This window comes from Prevotella sp. 10(H) (genome assembly GCF_000711235.1).
Lineage (GTDB): Bacteria > Bacteroidota > Bacteroidia > Bacteroidales > Dysgonomonadaceae > Dysgonomonas.
In genome coordinates this window covers 217,216-241,164 of the sequence record NZ_JOMI01000001.1, presented here as the reverse complement: position 1 = coordinate 241,164, position 23,949 = coordinate 217,216, and the positions used below count along the sequence as shown (strand labels likewise).

Here is a 23,949-nt window from a genome sequence, read left to right as displayed (position 1 = left end):
TTATTGATATAATAAAACACAAAAAATGATATATACAGATGTACTGGTAATAGGTTCGGGTATATCGGGCCTTTCATATGCACTGAAAATAGCTCAGCAGAAGCCTGATACAAGGATTACTATCATTACCAAATCGGACGATGAGGAATCAAATACCAAATATGCACAGGGCGGGGTTGCCGTAGTTACCGACTTTGCCAAAGACAGTTTCGACAAGCATATCGAAGATACCCTGCGTGCCGGGGACGGTATGTGTAAGGGAGAAACAGTAGAGGTAGTCGTGAAAGAAGGCCCCGAACGCATCAAGGAAATAGTGGAGTGGGGGGCAAAATTTGATAAAAACAAATCGAAAAAATATGATCTCGGCCGTGAAGGCGGCCATACCGAAAACCGTGTAGTACATTATAAAGATATTACAGGCGCCGAAATAGAAAGGGCACTTTTGGAAGCTGTAAATCATCTGCCTAATATCGAACTACTTAATCATCATTACGTTGTAGACCTTATTACCGAACACCATGTGCCGGACGAATCGTTCGACAAGTATAACCTGAATTGCTACGGGGCATATGTGCTCGATATTAAAACGCAGCGCATCAAAAAGATGTCGGCAAAGATAACCCTTATGGCTACAGGCGGTTGCGGGCACGTATATAAGAATACAACGAATCCGATTATTGCCACGGGCGACGGCATCGGACTTGCTCACAGAGCCAAAGCCAAGATAAGCAATATGCAGTTTATACAATTCCACCCTACTGCATTCTACAGTCCCATTACAGGGCAGTTGCCGCTAATATCGGAGGCTGTAAGGGGATTCGGCGCAAAGCTGCGTACTGCATCCGGAGAACCCTTTATGCACAAGTACGACGAGCGGGAAGAGCTTGCTTCGCGCGATATCGTGGCGCGTGCTATCGACAGCGAGATGAAACTGCGCGGTGACGATTATGTCTGCCTCGACTGCCGTCATCTGGACAGGCGCAAATTCTTGGAGCATTTTCCGAATATATATAAACAATGTAAGGATGCAGGGCTGGATATGTTTAACGACCTTATTCCTGTAGTGCCTGCAAGCCATTACCTCTGCGGAGGCATCGATGTGGATTTGTATGGGCAGAGTACCATAAAAAATATGTTTGCCGTAGGCGAATGTTCCAATACGGGACTTCACGGAGCAAACAGGCTGGCATCCAATTCACTGCTTGAAGCGCTGGTATTTGCACACCGTGCCGCGATAAAAACACTGGAACGCCTGCATGAAGATAATTTCAACTACGAGCAGCTTCACAAGATACCCGAGTGGGATCAGGAAGGCATGAAAGTGAACGAAGAAATGGTACTGCTCAACTACTTGCGTAAAGAACTCCAAACACTGATGAGCGACCTTGTAGGAATAGTACGAAGCAACAGACGCCTAAAATTAGCAAAACAAAAAGAAGAAGAAATTTACAGATCTGTAAAAGAAATCTATAATTTTTCTATCTTGTCGCCTCAATTATCCGAACTGCGGAATCTGGTCAGTGTGGCATTCCTGATCATTAACCAGAGCATTGAACAAAAGGAAAACAAAGGAACATTCTATAATAAAGACCTGAAAAAACATGGATAGACCACCCTATGTAACTGATGAGCGGCTTTATCATTTCATAGACGAAGCCATAAAAGAAGATATCGGCGACGGTGACCATTCTACACTTGCCAGTGTTCCTGCAGATATGCAGCAGCGAGCACGATTGCTGGTGAAACACGATTGCATATTGGCAGGGGTAGACCTAGCACAGGAAATATTCCATTATTATGACAAGAATCTCAAGTTAGATGTATACAAAAATGACGGCGACAGAGTAAAGGAAGGCGATATTGCTTTCATTGTTTCCGGTTCGGCACGTTCTATACTGACTATGGAGCGTCTCGTACTGAATTGTATGCAGCGTATGAGCGGCATCGCTACTTATACACACAAAATGGTGGAATTGCTCGAAGATACCAATACGCGTATTCTCGATACCCGCAAGACTTCACCTATATTCCGCATGTGCGAAAAGTGGGCTGTATATATCGGTGGGGGGAAGAATCACCGCTACGGGCTTTTCGATATGATAATGCTGAAGGATAATCACAACGATTATGCAGGGAGCATCACGAAAGCTGTGGAAGCTACTGTAAAATATCTCAAAGAGAACAATAAGGACTTGAAGATAGAAATAGAGACCCGTAATCTGGATGAGGTGAGGGAAGCGTTAGCGACTAATGCGGTCGATATAATCATGCTCGACAATATGTCTATTCCTGAAATGAAAGCTGCCGTAAATCTTATAAACGGTGCCGTTAAGGTAGAGGCTTCGGGCGGTATAAATAAAGAATCTGTAAATAAAATAGCCAAGACGGGGGTCGATTACATTTCGTCGGGTGCCATTATATACTCCGCACCGAATATCGATCTGAGTCTTAAGGCTTTCTGATAAAATACAAAAGGCAGTGATTATCTGCACAAGTGGTCGGAAGATTTTTCTTCCGACTATTTTTTTTTGTGTATCTATCTGATTTTCAATTATGTTTATTTGGATAGTTCATATGTTCTGTTTATTTGGATATAAATTCAATATTTATTTTACTACCTTTGCAGCATATTACCAGAATTAATATCAATTGCATGTTTAAGAATTATTCCGCTTAATAAGGGATAATATTGCTGCCAACGATATATTTACGGCAGTCAGAAAAATTATTCCGATCATCTTCACCAATATCCACACTAACACAAGTGGAATATTGTCTACCATATCCGGTTCCGGATATACGGTATATTTATTTATTCATTGTAATATTTAAGCTTTCGGCTGTTAAGGAATTATGTATTTTCCTTTGGCCTTTTTTAAACATCAACATATTATGTTTGGTACATATAAAACTCAATATAAAAAGTTAATCAAACTCGGTACACCTGTAGTACTATCCCAAATAGGCGTTTTTGCCGTCCAGATTTTCGACAACGCAATGGTTGGTTCGCTGGGTGCTCTACCGTTAGCTGCTGTCTCATTCAGCTCATCAGTCTTTCTGATCATGTTTTATTTCATCACTGGATTATCTATGTCCATTACGCCGTTGGTAGGTGAAGCATTTGTGCAAGGAAAGAAAAAGATTGTTTCTTCTTATCTGATGAATTCACTATTGCTATTTACATTTATCAGCATATTGGTTATGCTCTTGCAGATAGCTATTATTCCGCTTTTCTATCATCTCAGGCAACCCGTAGAAGTAGTAGATGCCGCCATACCTTATTATAAATATCTCGTGTGGTCTATAATACCTTACATGATGTTTTGCTGCTTTGAAAGATTTTGGGAAGGAATAGGCAATACAAAAATAAACATGATTATCATCATTACTGCCAATGTGATCAATATCCTGCTCAACTGGCTTTTGATATTCGGTAACTGTGGATTTCCACGAATGGAAGCAGCAGGAGCAGGGCTTGCTACATTCATTTCACGAGTAAGCATGGTTGTGATGGCATTCGCATGGTTTGTCATATTACCACGATACCGCAGCTACTTGCAATTTTTCAGCAAGAAAAATATCCGCCTTTCATATAACCTCACTCTGTTAAAAATGGGATTACCCATATCTTTCAATACGACTACGGAAGGTATTACCGGAACTTTAACTACTATAATGGTAGGTTGGTTCGGTACAGTTGCAATTGCTGCCCATCAGATCACTATGACAGTATGCGGTTTAGTATTTATGTTTTCATTAGGATTAAGCGCAGCCACAACGATACGTATCAGCCATGAATACGGACGAAAAAAGATAGCACAATTACGAAAAGTGTCCGTAGCTTCTTTGCACCTTGTGGCAGGATGGTGTGTTCTTGTTGCAGTTGTATTTGTGTTTTTTCGGGAAGATATAATAAAATTATTCAACTCCGATCCTGCGGTTATTGAATTGGCATCCGGGTTATTAATGTTTTATAGCTTTATTCTTTTGTTTGATGGTTTACAATTAGTATCTGTGGGTCAACTTAGAGGAATACAGGATGTAAAAATGCTCATGCCTATTTCATTATTATGCTTTATAATTATCAATATACCTCTCGGTTATTTTCTTGCATTTATATTAAACATAGGGGTAATTGGCTTATATATGAGTTTTGGGATAGGGCTGGTGATCGCAATTACACTATTAAGAATAAGATTCTTGAAACAAGTAAATTTACTACAAAAATAAAGTGCTGCTAGTTATCAAGGAAATATATACAATAGAAAAGCGTAGTTTAACACACACGAGTGGTCGGAAGATTTTTCTTCCGACCACTCGTGCGATTTTCCACTGCCTTTTTTCATTCTAATAATATATATATTTATTGTTTCTGGCATGCAGGGCAATAGTATACCGCACCGCCCAAATATGCTTCTTTAATAATCTCGCCGCCACAATTCGGGCAAGGTTTCTTATGAGTGTTTTTAGAAAGGATAGTCTTATATCCGCCGAAGTTGCCGTAAAAATCTTTTTCCGTATCGCGTCCACCCTTGTCGGTCATGCTTTTAAGCGTCACTTTCAGGCTGTGAAACAATTCACCTTTGTCAAAGTCGGAGAGAGTCGATATCTTTCGTTTCGGATGCAGTGACGCATTGAACAGTATATCCTGCAATGTGCCGTTGCCTAAGCCGGGTATACGTTGCTCGGTCGCCAGCAGGGCTTTTACCGACAAATCTTTCTTTACACCTTTAAATATACTGTCGAAATATGCCTCGTCGAATTCATCACTGAGCGGAGAAATACTGTTCAGACTCCCCAGATGATACTTGTTTTCGAAGACTCCCTTATGCGCCCATATCGCGCCATACATAGCCACTGTAAAGGCAATAAAGCTTTTATCCCCGAATTCTATTAATAGCTGATGTTTAGCAGGATGCTTTTCTATGGCGAGATAATATCTCAAATTGGTACCATCACCGATAGCAAGAAATACATCGCTGTCGAATATGATATCCACATATGCCCCGTGCCCCCTCACAGATTGTATTTCGCGCCCTACCAGCAGATCGGAATACAGTGCAGGATCGCCATTAAACCAAGCAAATTTATGCGGACTTGTAGCCTGTACGACTTTCGCGACACGTTTGCCTGCAAGGATCGTTTCGGCCTGACGGCTGATAGTTGCGGATTCGGGTACTTCAATCATAATATTAAAGTGTTAAGAGTAAGGATGCTAATATCTGAAAAAATTACGGGATCAGAGGTTTTAAATCGCCTAAGTTTTCCTCAAATGTGTTTAATTTTTCTTTTTCCCCTGCCAGCCAGATAATATCTCCTTCTTGGAATACGAAGTTGGCAGTAACATTGATAATAGATTCGTCGCCCCTGTCTACCCCGATTACCATTGTTTCGGTCTTATCTCTCAGGCTTGCCCCGGCAAGTGTTTTACCGATAAGCGGAGAATCCGGTTCAATCAGGTATTGCGACAGGCTGATATGATGCTGTGCTTCCTGTTCTATCTGGGAAGCAATTTCTCGTTTATCGTGCAGGTATTGAGCTAGTTGTTGCATTTCTTCATCCGATCCCGATACTACAAGCTTATCGAACGGGTAGATGCGTTCATTACCGTCGGGTATATTTATCTTCCTGCTTCCGCGTATGATTGTTACCACGTTTACGCCCGTTTTTTGCCTGAAGTTGAGTTCACGCAACGATTTACCTATACTTGACGATGATTGTGATATTTCAAATTCCTCAATATGTATATCTTTCGAACGCAGGTCATTGGCAACTGTAGGAAGAATGGCTGCTTTTTTCTCATCATGTTTTTGTTTCAGATTCAGGTTTTCAAGGAAACGTGCCTCAATCTTACGCGATTGTTTTTTAAAGCCTTGAGAGAAAATTATCAGCGTAACCACTGCCAGCGAAATGATTACCATAAGTACGGTCAGACGAGGGAACAGCGGTATCAATACCAAAAGTACCAACGCCATACATATAATGATACGGAAAACTATCAAGGATATCAGCGCGCCACGGTTGAAACGGTTGTCTTTCCAAAGCGTTTTGAACTCTTCCGAACGGTTCTTTTTCATCATGATAGCCCGCAGGAACGGAGCCATCAGGGTGAGCGTGATAACCGCCGCCAATATATTTCCCCAGATACTGCCCGGCACATATTCTACAATATATGGATTGATGAAGTTCTGGAATACAAGCAAGATAGCTATTGATATAGTGGAATATATGGCAACGAGTTTTAATATACTTTGAAGGAGTTTCTTCCAGTCGTTTTGCTTATTTACCGTATTATAGCCCGATGCGCTGTAACCTTCGATCAGTTTATCCCATTTCTTCGGTATACGCTTTGCCACAAAATTGTAGGCGGGTTCTGCGCCTTTTATACAGTACGGAGTGGTGAATGTGGTTATCACCGATACTGCCACAATAATTGGATAAAGGGTTTCGGTAATTACTCCGAGGCCCATACCCAGCGATGCAATGATGAAAGAGAACTCACCGATCTGCGCCAGACTGAATCCCGATTGCATGGCTACTTTCAGCCCTTCGCCGGATGCCAGCACACCAACAGTGGCGAAGAAAGTACGTCCGACGAGTATGACAAGCGTTAATATCAATATAAGTACAGCATATTCGCCTATTATGGCCGGATCTATCATCATACCTACCGATACGAAGAAGACCGCCCCGAAAAGATTCTTAAGCGGTTCTATCAGATGCTCTATATGTTTAGATTCTATTGTTTCGGCAAGTATCGACCCCATGATGAACGCCCCGAGTGCTGCAGAGAAACCTACAGCCGTAGCAAACAGTACCATACCCAGACACAAGCCTACGGAAACAATCAGCAAGGTTTCATCGTTGAGGTATTTCTTCAGCTTTTTCAGCATGGTAGGTATCATATATATACCCACTACAAACCAGATAAGCATAAAGAACACGAGTTTGACTACACTATTAGCCACCTGTTCGCTGTCAAAATTCTGACTGGCTGCAAAGGTTGTCAGCAATACCATCATCACAATAGCGGCAATATCTTCTACAATAAGCATTCCGAACACGATGCCTGCAAACTTCTTCTTTTGCAGCCCCATATCGTTGAATGCCTTGATAATGATAGTGGTAGATGACATGGAAAGCATACAACCGAGGTAGATACTATCCATGGATGTCCAGTCGTCTATCATCTTTACAATGAACAACTCGCCGGCCAGATAACCGATAATAATCATCGATCCCAGATTGATAAGGGTAGCAATGGAAGCCTTACCGCCTACATCAATCAGCTTTTTGAAACTGAATTCGAGCCCCAGTGCAAACAGGAGGAATATAACCCCGATTTCTGCCCAGATGCTGACATTGGCCATGTCGGAAATCTCCGGCAATACTTTAAATACGTCTGCCACCTGAGTTTCGGGAAGGTCGGTAACTTTTACTACAAGGTTTTCTATAAATTTTTTGAAGTGCAGGCTGGCCAGAAATCCCGCTACTATATATCCGAGTACTACGGGTTGTTTCAGCCATTTAAATACAATGGTAATGATCCCGGCAGTAATCAGTATTATCGCGAGGTCACTTATAAAATGCGGAAGGTGCGCCATAAATTATAAATAATATATATTTTGTGTAAACATTTATATCCTAAAGAATGTTGCCGGGAGATATTTTCGGCTCTTAAAATTATCAAAAAAAAATGGTTTATGAAAATATGCAAACAAAGAGATAATAAAAAACGAATATATTTTCGTTTATTCAGTTTATTCCTTTATCAGTATCAATAAGGCATTTAGCTGCTTTAAAAAATATTTATCAATTTATAGATTTATTAGTTAAATAAATTGTTCTATTTTTGCAGACGAACAAAGTCTGCTGATTATTGTTTAACTAGAAGTAACAAAAATTTTATGAAATGAAAAAACTTATCTTAACCATTGCAATCTTTGCAACTCTTACAATCCCCGCCCTTTCTCAGGAAAAAGCATTTGTTCCGGCAACGTTCGGCGACAATTGGTTTATCCAGTTGCAAGGCGGTGTATCTTACACAATCAGTGAAAACTACAAGGATGCCTCTTTTGGTGATCTCGTTTCTCCTCATGCTGCCATTTCATTAGGTAAATATTTCTCACCGAAGGTGGGTGCCCGTTTGAATGTAGGCGGATGGGAATCAAAGAACTACTACAAGATCGATAATGTAGACGGTACTTATAAGATCAGGTATATCCAGACCAGTGTCGACGGTTTACTAAATCTTACAAATCTTTTTATGCCATACAAAGAAGACCGTGGCTTTAACTTTATCGCTTTTGCCGGTATCGGTTATGCTCATGGCTTTAAGAATAAAGACAGGGGAATATCCAGAACAAACACTATTGTACCGCGCGTAGGTTTACAAGCCGATTTCCGACTGAATGACGCAATGAACTTCAATATAGAAGTGGCAGGAAACTTACTTGCCGACAACTTTAATGGTCGTCAGGAAGGTAAAAAATACGACGGTATGATTGATGCTATGGTCGGCCTTTCTTTCAATCTGGGCAAAAGCGGATTCGAAATGGTAGATGTAGTAGATCCTGCCGAAGTAGACCGTCTCAATAGCCAGCTGAACAATCAGAGAGCTCTGCTTACAAATAAAGATGCTGAAATAAACAGATTGAAAACAGAACTTGCTAAGAAGCCTGAGCCACAGATAATCGTTCAGGAAACTAAAGAAGTGAAGGAAGAAACAGAAGTGTTGATGAATGCTGTTGTCGTATTCCGTATCGGTAGTGCTAAGCTTGAACAAAATCAGGATATTAACATCTTCAATGCAGCCCGTTATCTGAAAGATAATCCTAAGGTAAATGTAATCGTTACCGGATATGCTGATAAGAGCACAGGTACTGCAGCAGTTAATCAGAGACTATCTGAACAACGTGCTCAAGCTGTTGCTAACGTATTGATCACTAAATATGATATTGCGGCTAGTCGTATCACTACTAAAGCAAGCGGCGATAAGGAACAGCTGTTCCCTACTGACCAGTGGAACCGCGTAGTAGTATTTACAGCTACCACCAAATAAATAAGCATAAGATTCAAAACAATAGAAAAAGGATACCTGTAGCGGGTATCCTTTTTTATTAGCAGATAATTATATTTTTACATTATCAGTTTCAGGCTGCGATCTGCTTCCTTAATAATTGTATTACTTGAAACTCTGTCCGTTATCGACTGTAACAAATCTTTACTTTCTACTATAGGAAACATAGAACAACATAGGGTAATTCGCCATACTATCAACTCTTCAGCACTGTATTTTTTATATACCTCTTTTATCTGATTGAAATTCTCTGGATTGCCTAATTCCGGATTATTGAAGACAAGGTATCCCATAGCATCGAGCAGTTCCGATATAACATTGATATTATCGATATCCTGTAACTTGCTATATAAGGCATCCCATACAGAAGCGTCCATTCTACCTAAAGTACGGGCAATTATATCACGCGGCAGAGGGTAGCTTTTTTTCTTCGAAACCGCATCGGGGATAGATATATGTTGGTTTTTACCGATCTTTCCCAGATAGTCGCACATGACGGTTGCAGTTTCAGCATTTCCTTTCTCCAGCGAATTGCAGATTTCTATCTTTGTATACAGGGCTTTCTCTGTGCTCAATCTATCCAGTAAAAGCCTTGTATAAGCCATATCTTCCCAGCCGCATATGTCGCGTAAAGCTATGATAGCAGCCGTGCGCTCTGAAGCGATAGCGGAATTTGTTTTTTCGAAAAGTTCCTCTTTGCAGAGGCTTTTATATGCATGGATATCGGCTTCATCTGCGGCACCTCTATTCCGTAAATCTTCCCTGCTGCTTTTCAACATACCGTGATGTTTTAAAAGAAACAGGCTATCCATTTCTGAATAACCTGTCTTGTTATATTACTTGGAATCTGTTAAGACAATGCAGCGATAGCCGAACCGATAAGGTTGGCATTCTTCATCTTGCTGATATGTACCTGAACATCGCTCAGATTGAATTCTTCAAGAAGCTTACGAAGTTCTTCCGATACCATATCTTTATAGTTTTTGCCCAGACGGTGCTCACTCCAGAAGAGGCTGCCTTCTGCAACCAGCTGTATCTTCTTGATCGACTTGTCATGCGAAGTAAGTACCAGTACCAGCCCTGCAAGCGATGCAGCTACCAGCTGAGCCGAACGCTTGTATATCCATCGTGATACATCGACGTATCTTTTTTTATGGATATCAGGATAGTTCATGATGTTGGTCAACTTCTGGGCATCGAATCTTTCTTCGAATTCGTCGGTAGGGAATACCGATTTCAGTATTTCACCCAGATACATACCCGATACAGCTTTTTCGAAGCGTTGAGCGCCTTTGCTGTCAGAGCATGCGTCTACTTTATCGTCGATAACTGTAAGATGAGGAGGGTAGAAATTACCCGATTCCAGATTTACAGGAATCAGCCCTTCACCTTTATAGTCAGGATTCAGTTTCTTAATTTTGTCAGGACGGATAAATGTGGCCATATTTGTTCCTGTACCTACAATCAGACCGATATACGCATCGTAATTGCTTTCGGTAAGTCCGGCAAAGAGGCTGGCAACAGTATCGTTGATTACTTTAATATCCGTAAACATATCATTGTTTTCCTTGTTCAGATAGTCCATCAGCGGCTTACCTACAGGCTTGCCCAGCATTTCTTTGATATCCACGCCTTTTGTCCATCTCATCAGTTCAGCGTCGCCGTTCAGCATCGAATCTGCAGGATATGAAAAACAATAGCCGATAGGCATTTTGCCATCCATTTTTATTTCTCCTATAGGGTCGGCTTGTTCCTTAAACAGATCTGCTTCGCTGAAGCCCGGAGTTTTCATCACGGACAGATCTTTTTTCCAACCGTTTTCGGGATGGATAGACGGTTTGCCGTTTTCGAAGTCGATAGTAGCCACTCGGTAATTTGTGCCGCCGAGGTCGAGTACAAGGGCCGAACCTTCAATACCTGTTGTTTTAGGGTTGATATAAGTAGGAATACACTGTATTTCAGTGTTGTCTTTCTCAAGGCCGTTTTCTACTTTGACTTGGAGTGATTGGGCAATCTCTTTCAATTGCTTTGTTTTCAGATTAAAGATGTTTTTCTTCATAGGGTATATTTATTCGTTAAATTCAGGCAAATTATTTATATGCTGTGCAAATATATTAATCTTCGTTGAATTTCAAAGACATATTGATTATATAAACTCAATAAATAAGCATTTTTATTACGCTTTAACACCGCATAGTCGTCATTTTTACACAAATGTGAGGGCGGTTAACATTATTATTATATCATAATACAGGCAATTGAAAAATATTGTTATATTTGTGAAGACCATTCAGCCACAAATAACACAGTCAAATAAACTATTTTATAACCTTATTTATTCAAATATCAGCATGAAAAAGAAAGGTGTTAACAGACGAGATTTTCTGCGGCTCTCTGCCACTGTAGGTGCAGGGGCATTGATAGTTCCCGGGGCTACGGCCTCTACGCTGGATAGAACAGAGCAACCTCCAAAAAATAAATTCCCGTTGCGTAAACTTGGACGTACAGGAGTAGAACTGCCTATACTGAGCATGGGGGTGATGCGCGCCGACAATCCGAATGTCGTACGTGCTGCCTATAACGCAGGCCTCTATCATTTCGATACGGCTCACGGCTACCAGAAAGGAAGGAATGAAGAGATGCTGGGTGTTTTCTTCGAAGGAAAACCGCGTGAAGACTATTTTATAGCCACAAAGGTGAAAATAGATTACCCGCTGAAAGAAAACTACGAACAAGACCTGAATGAGAAATTAGACCTGAGCCTGCAACGGTTGAAAATGGATTATGTAGATATTTTCTATGCACATGCTTATGATAAGATTGAGGAAGTAAAAGATGAAAAGATTATCGCGGCTCTTAAGAAAATTAAAGAGAGCGGCAAAGCTCGATTTATCGGCTTCTCTTCACATGCCCATAAGCCGGAATTACTGCACGCGGCTATCGATACCGGCATATACGATGTAATACTTGTCAGCTACAACTTCAAACTGAAAAACCTGAAAGAAACGGAAGACGCCATCAAGCGGGCGGCAGAAGCAGGCATAGGCATCGTAGCCATGAAAACAATGACCGGAGGCGTGGAAGATGCCGAAGGCAAGAAAAAGATAAATGCGCAGGCATGCCTCAAATGGGTATGGAAAAACAAGCATATCACTACAATCATTCCGGGATTCTCCAATTACGACGAATTCGACGAATGCCTAGCCGCGGCACAGGCTCCGGAATTGACACAGGACGAACAGGTATATCTGGCTTCGCTTTGCGACAACGAAATGATGTTTTGCCAGCAATGCAAAGAGTGCGTTGCCCAATGTCCTGAAAAACTTCCTATCCCTGATATCATGCGCGCTTATATGTATACTTACGGATATAAATATGCGCAGTTGTCGAAAGAAACACTGGAAGAAATCAATCTGGCAGAAAACGCATGCTCAAACTGCGACAGTTGTAAAGTGAAATGTCCGTCAGGATTTAACGTGGTGCAAAAGATCGCAGCCATTACTCCGGTAATGAGCATACCGAACGAGTTCCTTACTTAATATTATAATATGTGTTTATGAAAATGTTAAAACTGATTCTCTTATTGTTCTTTTGCTCATCGTGCTATTTGTCGGCACAGACTCCGGCCGATTTAAAGTCGTGGCTGCCTGTTGTCGATGGCTGGACAATATCCGAGAAGGTCGAGATATTCAATCCGGATAATCTTTTCGACCGTATCAACGGGGCTGCACCTTTGTATATAGAGAACAATTTCCGGGAGATGACGCAACTGGAATACACCCGCGGCGACGACTATATCTCCATTCAGGCCTACCGCCATGCTACACCCGAAGATGCTTTCGGCATGTATGCATCGGAGCGTTCGCCCGATCTGAAGTTTTTCTCTATAGGAGGCGAAGCACAGGGCGACGATTCGGGGATATTCTTCTTTGCAGGCAATATATATGTAAAGATGTGGAGCAGCGCTTCGGAGAATGTTTTCGCTACTATGGAAAGTATTGCTGCGGGCTTGGCAAACAGGATAGACCCGGCGGCGGCCTACCCGCCTATTATCCGCGCTTTGCCTAAAGAGAATATGGTACCGCATACAGAGGCTTATATCACTGCAAACTATATAGGGCATACGTTCCTTAATGCGGTATATATGGCAAAATATAAGCAGGGAAATAAACCTTATCAGGTATTTATTGTTGATGCAGGAAAGAGTGGAGGAAATGCAAGAGATGTTCTTGACAAATATTTTACTTTTACCAAGCAACCGCTCGATTACAAAGAGAACCGCCTGACTGTAAACGACCGCTACAACGGAGATATACCTGTCTTGTGGCAAGGGCAATATATAATAGGTATATTCTCCGAAAACGGTGATGAAATAGCGAATGCAGATAATATATTGAACAAAACGGCAGAAGCATTATCTGCACTCTGATAATTAATGGACAACTACAATATAAAGCTTGGTGAACATTCGTATCATTGAGCTTTTATTGTAATATTAAATTATCAATAAATTAATTTCTTGTGTAATTTTTCTTTACGAATGTAAATAAATGCTAAAGTTAGCTGATTGAATTAAACCTTTTTGCTTACTTTCCGTCACAATTCCGAGTGTAAAATTTTTGAGCTGAAAACAGAGTAGTTACCATGGATAAAAAAACGAAAATAATTCTAATTGTTATCATTGCACTGATCATTGCCGGGATGGCTTTTTACCCTAAAATAAAAGCAATAATTTTAGCCGAAAACGATACACCGCCACCCGCAACAAGTGCCCCTACGCCGGGCATCATGAGAAATACGCTGAACGTAAATGCTCAGATTCTCAAAACTGAAAACCTGACGGATGTAATCCGTACCAAAGGATTACTGATACCGGATGAAGAAGTAGACCTGTCTTTCGAAACATCGGGAAAAATAACCGAGATTTCGTTCAACGAAGGTACCAAAGTCCGCAAAGGACAATTACTGGCAAAAGTAAACGATAAGCCGTTGCAGGCCGAACTGAAAAAGCTGGAAGCGCAGATTCCGCTGGCACAGGACAGGGTTTACCGTCAGAAAGCCCTTTTAGCAAAAGATGCCGTAAGTCAGGAAGCATACGAATCAGTAAATACCGAACTGGATAAGTTGCTGGCAGATATAGAACTCACGAAAGCGCGTATCGCCCAGACAGAGCTGCGTGCCCCCTTTGACGGGGTGATAGGGCTACGTCAGGTGAGTGAAGGTACTTACGCATCGCCTACCACAATCATATCGCGCCTGACAAAGGTGTCTCCGTTGAAAATCGAATTCTCGGTTAACGAAGCATATGCAAATAATGTGAAGGCCGGAACGCCTCTCACATTCAGTTTCGATAATGATCTGAATAATTACGGAGCCACTGTTTATGCAGTAGAATCTAATCTGGATAAAATGACATTCAGCCAGACAGCCCGCGCCTTGTATCCGAATGTAGACGGACGCCTAAAGCCCGGCCAGTCGACCAATATAGAAATAAGATTGCAGGAAATTAAAAATACGATAGTCATACCGAGCCTTTCCACTATTGCCGAAATGGGGCGTGATATCGCCTATATATACAAGGAGGGGAAAGCTCATCAGGTGACAGTGAAGAAAGGTATGCGTACAGCATCCTCGGTGCAGATATTAAACGGACTCAATGAAGGCGATACCTTGCTGGTGACGGGAGTCATGCAGCTGCGCGACGGCCTGCCGGTTAAGATTGACACATTTGTAGAGAAATAACTAAAAATCAGAGAACAGACAGATACCGGTTTTAAATATACCTGTAACTTCTAACTTGTAACTAGAAAATGACAATATCCGAAATAAGTATTAAGCGTCCGGTACTTGCTACCGTATTTGTACTGGTTATTTTCCTGCTGGGGATGATCGGCTACACATACCTCGGCGTACGGGAATATCCTAATATCGACAACCCGATAATTTCCGTAAATGTTACTTATCCCGGCGCCAATGCCGAGATTATCGAAAACCAGATCACCGAACCGCTCGAACAGAATATCAACGGTATTCCGGGTATCAGGTCGCTGACCAGTAGCAGTAGTCAGGGACAGTGCCGTATTACGGTTGAATTTGAATTGTCGGTAGACCTCGAAACAGCAGCAAATGACGTTCGCGACAAAGTATCGCGTGCTCAGCGTTACCTGCCGCGAGACTGCGACCCGCCGACAGTATCCAAGGCCGATGCAGATGCCAATCCGATTATACAGATCAGCATACAAAGTGAAAAACGTTCGCTGCTTGAACTGAGCGAGATAGCCGAATTGACGGTAAAAGAGCGTTTGCAGACGATTCCGAATGTAAGTGCCGTGGAAATTTGGGGGCAAAACCGCTATTCAATGCGCCTGTGGCTCGATCCTGTGAGAATGGCATCGTACGGTATAACGCCGATGGATGTCAAAAATGCCGTAGACCGCGAAAACGTAGAGTTGCCTTCGGGTAGTATAGAGGGTGACGCACTTGAACTCACCATACGTACGCTGGGACTGATGCAGACTCCGGAAGAGTTCAATAATATGATAGTAAAAGAGGACAACTTCAATGTTGTACGCTTTAAAGATATAGGTACCGCCGAACTGGGAACTGAAAACCACCGCAGCATCATGCGCCGTAACGGCATTCCGGCCGTTAGTACGGTTATAATTCCACAACCGGGAGCCAATCAGATAGAAATATCAGATGAGGCTATGATCCGCCTCGAACAACTTAAAAAAGATTTACCCGAAGACGTATTTATAGATGTAGCTTTCGATAATACCAAATTTATACGCGCTTCGATAGCCGAAGTAGAAGAAACGGTCTATATAGCGTTCATACTGGTGGTTATTATTATATTCCTGTTCCTGCGTGACTGGCGTGTAACGCTGGTTCCATGCGTAGTTATACCTGTATCGCTGGTAGGTGCATTCTTTGTGATGTATGTTGCTGGATTCTCAATCAACGTTCTGTCGATGCTTGCAGTAGTGCTTGCTGTGGGGCTGGTGGTAGACGATGCCATTGTGGTCACGGAGAACATCTATATTAAGATAGAAAACGGCATGACGCCCAGGCAGGCCGGTATAGAGGGGTCTAAGGAGATTTTCTTTGCCGTCATATCCACCACTATTACGCTGGTAGCCGTATTCTTCCCTATTGTATTCCTCGAGGGGATGACGGGGCGGCTTTTCCGCGAATTTAGTATTGTGGTGGCAGGGGCTGTACTGATCTCTGCATTTGTAGCCCTCACTTTTACCCCGATGCTCGCCACCAAGCTACTGAAAAGAAGGGAAAGACCAAACTGGTTTTACCGTAAGACAGAGCCGTTCTTCGCTGGCATGACAAACGGATATTCCAAGTTACTGGCCAGCTTCCTCAGAAAAAAAGTCATCGTATTGCCGATAATTGCAGCCACACTTATAGGTATTGGCTTTCTGATGTCTCTGATCCCTTCAGAAATGGCACCGCTGGAAGACCGTTCACAGGTAACGATAAGGACAAGCGGTCCCGAAGGTTCCACATACGAATATAACCGTAACTATACGGAGAAAATAGCAGTCATAGCAGACTCTGTAGCACCCGAGAGGCTAATCAATACCATGCGTGTATGGACGGGTGGAGGATTTATAAGCCTTAATCTGCCCGACATAAAAGACAGGGACAGAAGCCAGATGGAGATTGCGGGTGAACTAACTAAAGCGGTAAGAGGGCAGACCGCAGCACGTACTTTCGTACAGCAACAGTCTACCTTTGGCGGCAGACGCTCGAGTATGCCGGTACAATATGTGTTGCAGGCGCCGAATATAGCCAAGTTGGAAGAATTTATACCCGAATTTATACGTAAAGTGCAGGAAAGCCCGATGTTTCAGATGGCGGATGTAAACCTAAAGTTTACAAAGCCCGAAACCCGTATTCTTATCGACAGGGATAAAGCTGCCCTACTCGGGGTAAGTACACGTGATATCGGTCAGACATTGCAATACGCGCTGAGCGGGCAACGTATGGGGTATTTTTATATGAACGGAAAGCAATACCAGATACTGGGTGAGATCAACCGTCAGCAACGTAATACACCGCTCGATCTGAAATCGATATACCTCAAGAATCTTGCAGGCGACATGATACAGCTCGACAATCTGGTGCAATTGCAGGAGAGCGTTGCTCCTCCACAGCTATATCGTTACAATCGTTTCAACTCGGCAACCATTTCTGCCGGACTCTCACCGGGTGTGACTATCGGTGCGGGGCTCGACGAAATGGATCGTATAGCTAAAGAAACACTCGATGATACGTTCCGTACGGCATTGGCAGGAGATTCGAAGGATTTCCGCGAGAGTTCGTCCAGCCTTATGTTTGCCTTTATACTGGCAATCGTACTCATCTTCCTGATTCTCGCTGCACAGTTCGAAAGTTTCAAAGACCCGTTCGTTATCATGCTTACGGTACCACTGGCGATAGCGGGGGCATTGCTTTTCATGTATGTGAAGGATATAACGATGAATATTTTCAGCCAGATCGGTATCATTATGCTTATCGGGCTGGTAGCTAAGAACGGTATTCTTATCGTAGAGTTTGCCAATCAGCGTCAGGACGCAGGCTACAGCAAATTGGAAGCTATACAGGGAGCTGCCGTGCAGCGTCTTCGCCCTATCCTGATGACCAGCTTTTCTACCGTACTCGGGCTTTTGCCGCTGGTATTTGCAAGTGCCGAAGGTGCTAACGGGCGTATGGCGATGGGAGTTGCAGTTATCGGTGGGATGATGGTGTCTACATTCCTCACTATATTTATCGTGCCGGCGGTGTATATGTATATTTCGACAGACAGGACAAAGAAAAAAGAAAAAGAAGAAGCTAAGGAAATTAAGGATGCTAAAGTGGTAACCGAGGGTTAACATATTATATTACATTGATTGATATATGAAAAAAAGTTTATCTGCTATAATTATATTGTTTCTTACATTGCCTGTAGTACTCCAAGCACAGGAATTCTATACACTGAGCTCGGTCATACAGGAAGGGTTGATGAATAATTATGATATCAGGATATCGAGGAAAAATCAGGAGATATCCGATAATAATGTGACACTCGGTAATGCGGGTTACCTGCCTACTGTAGACCTTACTAGCGGATATTCGGGAACTTCCAACAATACAAAACAGAAAATGGAGTCCGGAGAAACGAATACCAACAATGGCGTCAATAACCAGAACCTGAATGCAGGGATAAACCTTAACTGGACAATTTTCGACGGATTCAATATGCAGACTAATTACCACCGTCTGAAAGAGTTGCAGCAAATAGGACGTCTGGAAACCCAACTTACTATAGAAAATTTTATAGCCGATATTACTTCAGAATATTATAATTATATCCAGCAGACTATCCGTCTGAAAAACCTTAAATCGGCAGTGCGTTTATCTAAAGAGCGCCTACGGATAGTGGAAGCCCGCTATGAAATCGGTGCCGGTTCGCGCCTCGATATGCAGCAGGCACGTGTAGATTTTAATAGTGACAGTTCGCGCCTGATAAAGCAATACGAAGTGTTGTATGCATCTCGCGTATTGCTTAATAAACTGATGGCTAAAGATAAGATCGACCAGTCTATTGTATTAAATGATTCAATTATTCAATACGATGAGTTTATAGATCAGGATGCTATAATGCAGGGTATGCTGTCATCAAATACATTCCTGTTGGTTACCGACAGGAGTAGGAGGCTTAGTATGCTGGATCTGAAAACCGCGCAGAGTGAAAACTATCCATATCTCAGATTAAATGCGGGATACGGAATCACCAAGAATATTTACAACACCGGAACAATTGATAATCAACGTACGTTAGGACTGAATTACGGATTGACGGTAGGTTATAACCTCTTTAGCGGGTTCAACCGGAAGAGAAAGCAGAGGAATGCACGGATAGAAATTGAAAATAAGCAACTGGAATACGAACAAACTATCCTGTCGCTAAAGGCCGACCTGGCCAATATGTGGATGGCCTATAAAAATAACATTGAACTTACAAACCTCGAAAAACAGAATGTAGAAACTGCCCGCGAAAACCATGAAATTGCCATCGAACGTTACAAACTAGGTGACTTGTCGGGTATAGAATTGAGAGAGGCACAAAACAGTCTTTTGGAAGCGGAAGAAAGGCTTGTACAGGCAGAATATGCGACAAAATTATGCGAAATATCATTGATGCAGATCAGTGGACAGGTATCAAGATATATAGATGTAAGTAACTCATAATCAGTACTTGTTTTCGCGAATTATGTTGTTTTGTTGAAAATGTATTGCTATTCGCATATGCCATAATCGCATTATAATTCTATAAAATCAGGCTGAATGCGGTGATCATGAATTCCTGCTAAATGCTATTATTTCTCAAGTCAATTTTTAAAGTATAGATAGATGTGTATGCTATAACCGGTGTATATTTATTAAGCATCTATATATTAGATTGTTATTTGTTGAGAATAATATTGTTTATTTGATTTAATATATGTATTCGTACGTAAGTTTATTGCTTTTCAGTCAAATATTTCCAAAAACGTCTTGGCATATGTTGCCGGTGCAATTTAGGATTGATTCTTTCCTTAATCGTCATCGATTTGAAATAGCCTTTCCATAGTTCCTGAAATAATTTTTCATCCTGCGCCATTAATTCTTCATCCAGCTTTCCGCTAAGTAAATGTTCATCATCGTCGAACGTCATCTCTACAGCAGTATGCAGATCGTAATAAAAACCGTAATGCCTTTTTATATCATAGATTACCCATTTCTGGTCGGCAAAACGGTCTTTGAAGTGGGGGATAGCTATCGGCAGAGCATTGTAAGTAGGAGAAACGGTAGCAAAGAATATATCGTCGGCAGCTTTCTGGAAGCGCACAAACTGTTTTATATAATATTGCTCCTTCAATACCTTATGCGCCATTTTATTTACTCGAAGCACATCTTCGTCGCCGAAGTTTGTCTCAATCGATATTTTACTGTTGAGCATCTTCCGGATATAGCTGAATATGATCTCGTCGGCTCCGGCCTCGTCATACAGCCATGCACAAGTGAGACTGCTACAGGCATTCCGGCTCATTTTCTTTTCCAGCGCAGCCCATACACGCGCGGCACGGTCTTCCTGTGTGACGACGGTATATGTTTCATCTACGAATATGGGAAGAATATCCCCTTCGGCAAGCAACTTGTCGGGAAAAACCTTCCGGCTGTAAGCATCGAAGATAGCAGTAAGCAGGCCTTCAAAAGTTTTGTCGTAGAAAAAAACAATCATAATTTTTATAGGTCTTGTATTTTGATTTCTTGCCAGTTACCGAATTTCTCAAGTATATGAGATTCGAATATCTCTTTTGATTCTTTATAGCGGTCAATTTCTTCTTGTGTATAAGTGTCCTTTTTTATGATTTCCCGAGGAGTGAGCTTTCCAAAGTCTTCTAAATCATAGAAGTGCGCCATTACTGCCAGACTATAATCACGTTTCTTTCCATAGAACGCACAAACGGCAACCTGATTAGTCTCTGATAAATAAAAGTGTGTTTGATGCACTTTACTAAATTCATTGTCGATTCCTGTTACATCTGTGTTTTCAACTGCGTACGATGGTGTCGCCTCATGCATTTCTTTTATTTTTTCCAAAGCTTCCTCGTAAGTCGTTTCAACGGAATATGCATATACATAAGGATAGGTCGGATTGACTTTGACGTTGCATGAAGCAAGGAAGAAAACGGCAAATAGTAGTGTGAATGTTTTCATTGTCTAATTTTGATGATGTTATGTGTTTTGAAATGTAATTTAATAATCTATGTAATAATCTGCCGAACCTATATCCAGCTTTCAATATTTACGTCCTGTTTTACAGAAAAAATGAAATATCAAAATCTCAGCGGGTTAAAGTGCTGCAAAAAATGACCGGATTTCAGTCTGGGAAAAGGATTGACAGCTGTCTTTGGTCTCCTTTCCTTTTCTTTGGTTCTGTAAGAATCTTGCGTACATACTCCGGAGTTGCCTCATTTACGGTAAACATAGGTAATTCATTGCACGTAATAAAGTACTGAGCCTTTTTCATGACTACGCCGATTTTTTTCAACTGCGATGCATTCAGTCTTCCGTATCTTCGTGAAGTGATGATGAACTTAGCAGATTTTACCCCGATGCCCGGCACTCGCAAAATCATGGCATAATCCGCTTTGTTAATATCCACAGGGAACATCTCCGGATGACGAAGTGCCCATGCCAGTTTCGGGTCTATTTCGAGATCGAGGTCAGGATACGAATCGTCTACAATCTCATCAGCCCTGTACTGATAGAAACGCATCAGCCAGTCGGCCTGGTACAGACGGTTTTCCCTCACCAACGGCGCCTGTTTCAGTGCAGGCAGACGGTTGTCATAGCTGTTTACAGGAATAAACCCCGAATAATATACACGCCTCATTTGTGTCTGCTGATACAATATCGAAGATACCCTGAGTATATCCTTATCGCGTTCGTTTGTAGCGCCTACAATCATTTGCGTACTTTGTCCTGCAGGAACAAAGCGTGGAGCCGAACGGAATTTCCGCCTGTCCTCAATATTCTGCTGCATACCTATCTGTATATAGCGCATAGGCTTGTATACACTGCGGTGGTCTTTTTCGGGTGCAAGCAGTTTCAGGTTGGCTTCGGTAGGTATTTCCAGATTTACGCTCATACGGTCGGCATACAGTCCGGCTTCGCTTATCAGTTCCTGACTGGCGCCCGGTATACTTTTCATATGTATGTATCCGTTGAAGCGATGCACTTTGCGCAGGTCTTTCACTACCTGTACCATGCGTTCCATTGTGTAATCGGGATTTTTGATTACTCCCGAACTCAGGAATAGCCCTTCGATATAATTGCGCCTGTAAAACTCGATTGTAAGATCGACCAGTTCCTGTACCGATAACGTTGCCCGCCGGATATCGTTAGTACGGCGGTTGATGCAATACGCACAATCGTAAATACAGTAATTGGTAAGCATGATCTTGAGTAACGAAACGCACCGCCCGTCTTCGGTAAAGCTGTGGCAGATACCCATTCCGCCTACAGTATTTCCTAGTCCGCCTGCTTTATTTTTGCGGACAGTTCCACTGGAAGAACAGGAAACATCATATTTTGCCGATTCTGCCAGTACTTTGAGTTTTTCGAGTACATTATCGTTCATACTGATACAAAGAAAAGCATTTACAGCGACAGATTTGTACCAAAAAATATTAAAAATATATAGTATGTTGAAAAGTATTTTTGCCTTGTTTACATGACTGTTTTGTATCTTTTATTCCATGTTTTGTGAAAAACTAAAACGCTGAAAATACCTGACAGAACGGAAATTTATTTAACTTCAAGGCTTAAAATAATATTCAGAAAACAGAACCGACATCCTAATGAAAATAAATTGTTTTGTGCCTTTCCATAATGCTGCACAGGTAAAAAATACTGTAGCATCATTAAAAGAATCTCCTTTAGTAAATAATATATATCTGCTGGCAGATAACGATTCTGCAGATCAGCCTGCCGGATGTGAAATTATTCGCATCGATTCTTTATGCTCCACTGCTACCATAAGAAAAATAGAGGCAAAAGCCGGTACGGAATATACACTGATATATACCAAGCAGGCCGATCTCCGTATAGGCATGTTTGCCATTGAGAGAATGGTGCAGATTGCCTGCGATTCGGGAGCCGGACTCGTCTATGCGGATCATTATCAGATTACTGACGGGGAAAAGAAGAACAATCCGCTGATTGCTTATCAAAAGGGAAGCCTGAGGGATGATTTCAATTTCGGGTCGGTACTCTTATATGATACGGAAGTGTTCAAAAAAGCGGTCGCAGGTATAGATACTGAATATAAATATGCAGGATTGTACGATCTTCGCCTGAAAGTATCCCAGCATGCGGAACTTGTACATATCAATGAATATTTATATACAGAAGAGGAAAACGATACACGCAAAAGCGGAGAGAAAATATTCGACTATGTGGACCCTAAAAACCGTGATGTGCAGATAGAAATGGAACAGGCGTGTACCGACCATCTTAAAAAGGTCGGTGGTTATCTTGCACCTCATTTCAAAGATGTGGATTTCAATAAAAGCGGTTTCGAATATGAAGCATCCGTTATTATTCCTGTGCGCAACCGCATACGTACAATCAGCGATGCTATAAAATCGGTACTGAATCAGAAAACGAATTTCCGTTTCAATCTGATTGTGGTAGACAATTATTCGACCGACGGTACAACAGAAGCTATCGATGCTTTTGCTTCCGATGACAGACTAATACATATCATTCCCGAGAATAAAGAACTGGGAATCGGCGGCTGCTGGAATGCGGGAGTGCATCATCCTCAATGTGGGAAGTTTGCAGTACAGCTCGATAGCGACGATGTATATTCCGATGAAAACACATTGCAGAAAATTGTCGATGCTTTCTACGAACAGAATTGTGCTATGGTTGTTGGTACTTATATGCTGACCGACTTCGACATGAAAATGATACCGCCGGGTATTATCGACCATAAGGAATGGACACCAGATAACGGACGCAACAATGCACTGCGCATCAACGGGCTGGGCGCCCCGCGTGCTTTTTATACGCCTTTGCTGAGGGAAATAAAAGTACCTAATACAAGTTACGGTGAAGATTATGCGCTCGGGTTGTACTTTTCGCGCGAGTATCGCATAGGGCGTATTTATGATGTTTTGTATCTCTGCCGCCGGTGGGAAGATAACTCGGATGCATCGCTGAATATCGAGAAGATGAATGCGCATAATACATATAAGGACAGAATTCGCACATGGGAGTTGCAGGCACGTATTGCAATGAATAAGAATAAATAAGTATAA

The 23,949-nt window shown here is 41.9% G+C and carries 17 protein-coding genes; 10 read left to right on the top strand and 7 right to left on the bottom strand.

Translation table 11 applies throughout. The annotated features are described in order from the left end of the window. The first annotated feature begins 25 nt into the window (after positions 1–25). The 3 genes from nadB (at position 26) to K348_RS0101025 (ending at position 4,230) form a co-directional block, all read left to right on the top strand. Positions 26–1,609, top strand: a complete 1,584-nt coding sequence (nadB, locus tag K348_RS0101035) for an L-aspartate oxidase (RefSeq protein WP_029902060.1) — start codon at positions 26–28, stop codon at positions 1,607–1,609. Next, positions 1,602–2,462 carry a carboxylating nicotinate-nucleotide diphosphorylase gene (nadC, locus tag K348_RS0101030; protein ID WP_029902058.1) on the top strand — a complete coding sequence of 287 codons (861 nt, stop codon included), beginning with the start codon at positions 1,602–1,604 and terminating at the stop codon, positions 2,460–2,462. The genes nadB and nadC overlap by 8 nt, the downstream gene beginning before the upstream one ends. 430 nt (positions 2,463–2,892) lie before the next feature. Next, positions 2,893–4,230, top strand: a complete 1,338-nt coding sequence (locus K348_RS0101025; protein WP_029902056.1) for an MATE family efflux transporter — start codon at positions 2,893–2,895, stop codon at positions 4,228–4,230. A 133-nt stretch (positions 4,231–4,363) separates the two neighbouring features. On the opposite strand, the gene K348_RS0101020 is transcribed toward K348_RS0101025, so the two are convergent. Both K348_RS0101020 and K348_RS0101015 read right to left on the bottom strand, forming a co-directional pair. Next, a complete protein-coding gene (locus K348_RS0101020) occupies positions 4,364–5,188 on the bottom strand; it encodes a DNA-formamidopyrimidine glycosylase family protein (RefSeq protein ID WP_029902054.1) in 825 nt (274 codons plus the stop codon). Between the two features lie 43 nt (positions 5,189–5,231). Then, on the bottom strand, positions 5,232–7,604 hold the full coding sequence (locus tag K348_RS0101015) for a cation:proton antiporter (RefSeq protein WP_029902053.1): 2,373 nt from the start codon (positions 7,602–7,604) through the stop codon (positions 5,232–5,234). A 308-nt stretch (positions 7,605–7,912) separates the two neighbouring features. Here K348_RS0101015 and K348_RS0101010 point away from each other — a divergent pair, with 308 nt between their 5' ends. After that, on the top strand, positions 7,913–9,061 hold the full coding sequence (locus K348_RS0101010) for an OmpA family protein (protein ID WP_051697465.1): 1,149 nt from the start codon (positions 7,913–7,915) through the stop codon (positions 9,059–9,061). Positions 9,062–9,138: 77 nt separating this feature from the next. Here the strand turns inward: K348_RS0101010 and K348_RS0101005 are convergent, their stop codons facing one another. Both K348_RS0101005 and K348_RS0101000 read right to left on the bottom strand, forming a co-directional pair. Continuing rightward, positions 9,139–9,858, bottom strand: a complete 720-nt coding sequence (locus K348_RS0101005) for a hypothetical protein (RefSeq protein WP_029902049.1) — start codon at positions 9,856–9,858, stop codon at positions 9,139–9,141. Between the two features lie 71 nt (positions 9,859–9,929). Beyond that, positions 9,930–11,138 carry a hexokinase gene (locus tag K348_RS0101000; RefSeq protein ID WP_029902047.1) on the bottom strand — a complete coding sequence of 403 codons (1,209 nt, stop codon included), beginning with the start codon at positions 11,136–11,138 and terminating at the stop codon, positions 9,930–9,932. Positions 11,139–11,430: 292 nt separating this feature from the next. Between K348_RS0101000 and K348_RS0100995 the strand changes: the two genes are divergently transcribed. The 5 genes from K348_RS0100995 (at position 11,431) to K348_RS0100975 (ending at position 19,327) form a co-directional block, all read left to right on the top strand. Further along, a complete protein-coding gene (locus K348_RS0100995; protein ID WP_029902045.1) occupies positions 11,431–12,618 on the top strand; it encodes an aldo/keto reductase in 1,188 nt (395 codons plus the stop codon). Positions 12,619–12,635: 17 nt separating this feature from the next. After that, positions 12,636–13,508, top strand: a complete 873-nt coding sequence (locus K348_RS0100990; protein WP_029902043.1) for a DUF6599 family protein — start codon at positions 12,636–12,638, stop codon at positions 13,506–13,508. A gap of 215 nt (positions 13,509–13,723) precedes the next feature. Then, on the top strand, positions 13,724–14,821 hold the full coding sequence (locus tag K348_RS0100985; RefSeq protein ID WP_029902042.1) for an efflux RND transporter periplasmic adaptor subunit: 1,098 nt from the start codon (positions 13,724–13,726) through the stop codon (positions 14,819–14,821). Between the two features lie 68 nt (positions 14,822–14,889). Continuing rightward, the gene (locus tag K348_RS0100980) at positions 14,890–17,967 is read left to right on the top strand and encodes an efflux RND transporter permease subunit (protein ID WP_029902041.1); all 3,078 of its coding nucleotides are present in this window, start codon (positions 14,890–14,892) and stop codon (positions 17,965–17,967) included. A gap of 25 nt (positions 17,968–17,992) precedes the next feature. Next, positions 17,993–19,327 (top strand): TolC family protein, encoded by a 1,335-nt coding sequence (locus K348_RS0100975; protein ID WP_029902040.1) that lies wholly within the window; start codon positions 17,993–17,995, stop codon positions 19,325–19,327. A 271-nt stretch (positions 19,328–19,598) separates the two neighbouring features. On the opposite strand, the gene K348_RS0100970 is transcribed toward K348_RS0100975, so the two are convergent. The 3 genes from K348_RS0100970 to K348_RS0100960 form a co-directional block, all read right to left on the bottom strand. Further along, on the bottom strand, positions 19,599–20,360 hold the full coding sequence (locus K348_RS0100970; protein WP_029902039.1) for a TIGR03915 family putative DNA repair protein: 762 nt from the start codon (positions 20,358–20,360) through the stop codon (positions 19,599–19,601). A 5-nt stretch (positions 20,361–20,365) separates the two neighbouring features. Beyond that, positions 20,366–20,839: a hypothetical protein gene (locus K348_RS0100965; RefSeq protein ID WP_029902037.1), complete on the bottom strand. Its 474-nt coding sequence runs from the start codon at positions 20,837–20,839 to the stop codon at positions 20,366–20,368. Positions 20,840–21,002: 163 nt separating this feature from the next. Continuing rightward, entirely contained in the window at positions 21,003–22,265 is a 1,263-nt protein-coding gene (locus K348_RS0100960) for a putative DNA modification/repair radical SAM protein (protein ID WP_029902035.1), read from the bottom strand. A 220-nt stretch (positions 22,266–22,485) separates the two neighbouring features. Between K348_RS0100960 and K348_RS0100955 the strand changes: the two genes are divergently transcribed. After that, positions 22,486–23,943 (top strand): glycosyltransferase family 2 protein, encoded by a 1,458-nt coding sequence (locus K348_RS0100955; RefSeq protein WP_029902033.1) that lies wholly within the window; start codon positions 22,486–22,488, stop codon positions 23,941–23,943. The last annotated feature ends 6 nt before the right edge of the window (positions 23,944–23,949 follow it).

Excerpts from the sequence above, each read along its gene's own strand:
- K348_RS0100970 (WP_029902039.1), bottom strand. The coding sequence starts at position 20,360 with ATGATTGTTTTTTTCTACGACAAAACTTTTGAAGGCCTGCTTACTGCT.
- K348_RS0100990 (WP_029902043.1), top strand. The coding sequence starts at position 12,636 with ATGAAAATGTTAAAACTGATTCTCTTATTGTTCTTTTGCTCATCGTGC.
- K348_RS0100980 (WP_029902041.1), top strand. The coding sequence starts at position 14,890 with ATGACAATATCCGAAATAAGTATTAAGCGTCCGGTACTTGCTACCGTA.
- K348_RS0101010 (WP_051697465.1), top strand. The coding sequence starts at position 7,913 with ATGAAAAAACTTATCTTAACCATTGCAATCTTTGCAACTCTTACAATC.
- K348_RS0101015 (WP_029902053.1), bottom strand. The coding sequence starts at position 7,604 with ATGGCGCACCTTCCGCATTTTATAAGTGACCTCGCGATAATACTGATT.
- K348_RS0101000 (WP_029902047.1), bottom strand. The coding sequence starts at position 11,138 with ATGAAGAAAAACATCTTTAATCTGAAAACAAAGCAATTGAAAGAGATT.
- K348_RS0100955 (WP_029902033.1), top strand. The coding sequence starts at position 22,486 with ATGAAAATAAATTGTTTTGTGCCTTTCCATAATGCTGCACAGGTAAAA.
- K348_RS0101005 (WP_029902049.1), bottom strand. The coding sequence starts at position 9,858 with ATGTTGAAAAGCAGCAGGGAAGATTTACGGAATAGAGGTGCCGCAGAT.
- K348_RS0101020 (WP_029902054.1), bottom strand. The coding sequence starts at position 5,188 with ATGATTGAAGTACCCGAATCCGCAACTATCAGCCGTCAGGCCGAAACG.
- K348_RS0100985 (WP_029902042.1), top strand. The coding sequence starts at position 13,724 with ATGGATAAAAAAACGAAAATAATTCTAATTGTTATCATTGCACTGATC.
- K348_RS0100995 (WP_029902045.1), top strand. The coding sequence starts at position 11,431 with ATGAAAAAGAAAGGTGTTAACAGACGAGATTTTCTGCGGCTCTCTGCC.
- nadC (WP_029902058.1), top strand. The coding sequence starts at position 1,602 with ATGGATAGACCACCCTATGTAACTGATGAGCGGCTTTATCATTTCATA.
- nadB (WP_029902060.1), top strand. The coding sequence starts at position 26 with ATGATATATACAGATGTACTGGTAATAGGTTCGGGTATATCGGGCCTT.
- K348_RS0100960 (WP_029902035.1), bottom strand. The coding sequence starts at position 22,265 with ATGAACGATAATGTACTCGAAAAACTCAAAGTACTGGCAGAATCGGCA.
- K348_RS0100975 (WP_029902040.1), top strand. The coding sequence starts at position 17,993 with ATGAAAAAAAGTTTATCTGCTATAATTATATTGTTTCTTACATTGCCT.
- K348_RS0100965 (WP_029902037.1), bottom strand. The coding sequence starts at position 20,839 with ATGAAAACATTCACACTACTATTTGCCGTTTTCTTCCTTGCTTCATGC.
- K348_RS0101025 (WP_029902056.1), top strand. The coding sequence starts at position 2,893 with ATGTTTGGTACATATAAAACTCAATATAAAAAGTTAATCAAACTCGGT.